Here is a 4,274-nt window from a genome sequence, read left to right as displayed (position 1 = left end):
AGCCGCAAACTGATGGATAAAAAGTGCATAAATAATTAGCACTGGCGCCTATATGAATTAAGAAGCTTATCTTTAGTAATTGAAGGAGCAGCATTCAGGGCTGTGAACGTTTTTGAATCAAGGCAATTTGACATTAATACACATATTATAGGTAATACAAATGGAGCAAAAATTAAGTATTCAACAATTAGTTTATGTCTTTAGGTAGATGCAAATTGAAATCTTGATATCTATGGCTAAAATAGCCGAACGTAGTTTGACTAGCAATATTCTTTTATATTTGGGGCGCCATCCATAGAGATATTAAATGTTTACGCACACCTTGAACACCCAATTTAAAATTTTAATAAAATTGGGACTATTATTCAATCGGTAAGTCAAATGCTGAAAACAAAATCTGTGACAAGTAGCCTCCTTAGATCAAACGAACTGAGCGAACGGTTGAATAAAACTCTAATGCTATCCAGTCGGCAAGTGGGCTGGAATGGTATTTTGGTTGAGCATTGCGAAAGTCCTTTAGCTTCATCCTTTGAAATGGAACTTCCCGCTGTATCGGATCATTGGCTCAATTTACCTATGGGGCGCCCCAGCTCTTTGATCCAAAAACGCGATAACGTAAAGCATGATTCAATTGTTCAAAAAGGTGACGCTATCGTTATTCCTGCTGGACAACCAAGTTACTGGTATCGGCACGAAGCTAGCATCTGCTCTGCGCTGCACATTTGCTTAGAACCGAAGTTGATCGAACAAATTGCTCAAGCATCCGAAATTGATCCTCTTCAATTCAACCTCGTGAACTGTTTCTGTAAGCAAGATTTACAACTTCATAATATTGCAATGCTGTTTTTAGCTGAATTGCGCTCAGATTGTATCATGGGGCGATTATATGTCGAATCATTAACTCAAATTTTAGTCATTCATCTGTTGCGACATTATTCTAGTGTAACCCAAACTATTACATCTGAGAAACAAAGCTTAAATCGTACCCAGTTGCAGCAGGCAATTGACTATATTCACACTTACCTTGACCGAGATTTATCACTGGGAGAAATTGCAGAAGTCGTCAATATTAGCCCTACTTATTTTGCTAGCTTATTCAAACGTGCTATAGGTACTTCTCCTCATCAGTATGTCATTCAACAACGAGTTCAACAGGCAAAATTGCTACTGTCAAAAACGGATTTGGCGATTGCTGACATTGCTTTACAAGTGGGTTTCTCTAGCCAAAGTCATTTGACGCAACAATTTAAGCGACTTACTGGAGTGACACCAAAGCAGGTTCGCGCCTTACCATAAGAATCTAATAAAATGTCTAACGATTGCTTCTTTTTAACAAAATTAAATAATTGCTGAAAGCTTTGTCTATTATAGATTATAAACATAATATGCTTTGCCTTATCAGCTACATTACTATTATTGATAGCTGATATAAAACTTTTGCAATAAAATTTGAGAGTGGTAGTACATCAAACAGATAAGTCAAATGCATTCATAGCAAAAGCTGTAATGAAAAACATTGTTAAAGCGCTCGAACTTAACCAACGGCTGAATGAATCCTTGGGATTAAATCAATCTCCAATGCTCTCCAGCCGACAAATGAACTGGAATGGGATTTTGGTTGAGCAGTGCCAAAGTTCTTCTACATCGTTTGAAATAGAAGTTCCTGCCGTATCGGATCATTGGCTCAACTTACACCTGGGAAACCCTGCTTTATTGCTTCAAAAACGTGACGATCGTCTGCATGAATCAATCCGTCACAATGGGAACTGTTTCTTGGTTCCTGCTGGACAACCGAGCTACTGGTGTCGGCATTCCGAGGGTGCTATCTGCTCTCCGCTACACATTTGCTTAAAACCAAAGTTGATCGAACAAGCTGCTGAAGCTGACGAAATTGATCCACAACGGTTTAACCTTGTAACTTGTTTTGATCGGCAAGATTTACAACTTCATCAAATCGCCATGCTTCTACATGCTGAGTTGCAATTAGGTGGTATTATGGGGCAGTTATATATCGAATCGTTAACCCAGATGTTAGTTATTCATTTGATACGACATTATTCTACCTTCACAAAAACCATTACATCTAAAAACAAAAGCTTAACTAATCTCCAGTTACAGCAAGCAATTGAATATATTCACGCTCATCTTGACCAAGATTTATCACTGGAGCAAATTGCACAAGTCATCAATATTAGCCCTACTTACTTTGCTAGCTTGTTTAAACGCGCGACAGGAACTTCTCCGCACCAGTACGTGATTCAACAGCGAGTAGAGCGAGCAAAGTTGATGCTATCGAAAACGGATATAGCAATTGCAGACATTGCCTTACAAGTAGGCTTTTCTAGTCAAAGTCATTTAACGCAACAGTTCAAGCGTCTCACTGGAATAACACCAAAGCAGGTTCGTAACACTATAAAAATTTGACGAAGCATTGTAAAAATCTGAGTGACACCTTCAAACGGTTCGAGCTTTATCATAATAATCTGATAAATAGTTGTAAGAATCTCAAATAAATTGGACAATTTATATTTCGTATAAGTTCTCTTGGCGCCATAAAATCGCAAAAGATTTTTTTTCAATTTGTCTAATTCGCTCTCGACTAAAACCTAAACGTTTGTACCTTGGGGTATACGTACTTTTCTTTACAATGTGCCTTGTAACTTACTTGATAATTCTTCAGCTTGAACTGTGCCACGTCCACTAATTAGCATTAGAGTCAATGAGATGGAAACATTAAAAGTCACCTCCCAACAAACGATGTTGAATTTAATCGCGGGCTTTTGGATTGTCCTTGGTAAGCCGAAGCCCTGAGTACTACCACATTCTAACATCCGATGTAATGCCCCTGACTGCCTAACACCATAAGAATCTGATAAATTTTAGCAAGAATCTGAAAGAAATTGAGCGTTGGAAATAATTACACTCAAGGAGCGATAAAACGTCCAAACTCAGGTGTTGAACAAGTTTCCCGTACAACATCACTATAAGGTGGCATCTATGAAACATGAAATGGCTCAATATGACTATATTGTGATTGGTGCTGGCTCGGCGGGTAGTGTCGTTGCCAACCGTCTTACAGAAGACCCTAATACTAAAGTATTGCTGCTCGAAGCGGGTGGTCCTGATACCAAGCCAGAACTTCAAGTTCCGAACTTGTGGCCTACTACACTCTTAGGCTCGGAAGTGGACTGGGCATACTTAACTGAAGGGGAACCTTACTTAAATAACCGCAAAATTTTATCTTCACGCGGTAAAGTCTTGGGCGGCAGCAGTTCGATTAATGGCATGATTTATATACGAGGATCGGAACGTGACTACAATAGCTGGCAAGCGTTAGGTAATATTGGTTGGAGTTATCAGGATGTCTTGCCTTACTTCAAGAAGTCGGAAAACCAGCAGCGGGGAGCATCGTTATTTCACGGAGTTGATGGACCGCTCAGTATCACAGATCCACTCTCTCCTAGCCCTGTATCGCAACGCTTTGTGGAAGCCGCGATCTCACAGGGTTATGAGCAAAATCCCGACTTTAATGGCGTACAGCAGGAAGGTGCAGGACTTTACCAAGTGACCGTTCTAGATGGCAAGCGCCAAAGTACAGCAGTGGCATTTCTGCGTCCAATTAAAGATCGCTCCAACTTGACCATTCAAACAGGAGCATTGGTGACTCGTTTACTCTTTGAGGGAAAGCGCGCGGTAGGGGTAGTGTATGTTCAAAACGGAACGGAGTATCTTTTTAGGGTCAACTCCGAAGTGATTTTGAGTGCTGGCGCCTTCGATTCTCCTAAACTGCTAATGCTTTCTGGAATTGGACCAGCTGAACATCTGCGCGCTTCCGGCATTACTGTGGTTGTTGATTTGCCGGGTGTCGGGCAGAATCTTCAAGATCACCCGCTTGCCGTTATTGCCTACCAGTCTACTACTGACGTGCCCGTTGCGCCAAGTAGTAATGGGGGAGAGGCTGGGTTATTTCTGCATACCAACAATAATTTAGATGCGGCGCCTAATTTGCAATTTACAATTGTTCCGATTTTATATGTCGATCCTGCCTATGCACGCTCTGGTCCGGCATTCACCCTTCCCTTTTACATCACCCGTCCCGAAAGTCGTGGTAGTGTGAGACTACGTTCCTCCTCCCCCTTCGACCCACCGTTGATTCGGGTCAACTATCTTCAGAAAGAATCTGACATGCAACTGATGGTTGAAGGACTTAAAATTTTGCGTCAAATTGTGTACTCCGATGCGTTTAATGAGTTTCGGGGCGAGGAAATTGCTCC

General features: G+C 41.1%; 3 protein-coding genes. All 3 read left to right on the top strand.

Annotation, left to right across the window (positions count from 1 at the left end):
- Positions 1-381 precede the first annotated feature (381 nt).
- A complete protein-coding gene (locus DSM106972_RS13535; RefSeq protein ID WP_233787260.1) occupies positions 382-1,296 on the top strand; it encodes an AraC family transcriptional regulator in 915 nt (304 codons plus the stop codon).
- 210 nt (positions 1,297-1,506) lie between these two features.
- The gene (locus DSM106972_RS13530) at positions 1,507-2,424 is read left to right on the top strand and encodes an AraC family transcriptional regulator (RefSeq protein WP_127081214.1); all 918 of its coding nucleotides are present in this window, start codon (positions 1,507-1,509) and stop codon (positions 2,422-2,424) included.
- A 585-nt stretch (positions 2,425-3,009) separates the two neighbouring features.
- The coding region (locus DSM106972_RS13525; RefSeq protein WP_201800731.1) for a GMC family oxidoreductase at positions 3,010-4,274 on the top strand (1,265 nt) is incomplete at its 3' end.

The sequence above is a fragment of the Dulcicalothrix desertica PCC 7102 genome (genome assembly GCF_003991905.1).
GTDB lineage: Bacteria > Cyanobacteriota > Cyanobacteriia > Cyanobacteriales > Nostocaceae > Dulcicalothrix > Dulcicalothrix desertica.
Note: the sequence above shows the minus strand (reverse complement) of the source record. Positions and strands in the feature narration are given on the sequence as shown.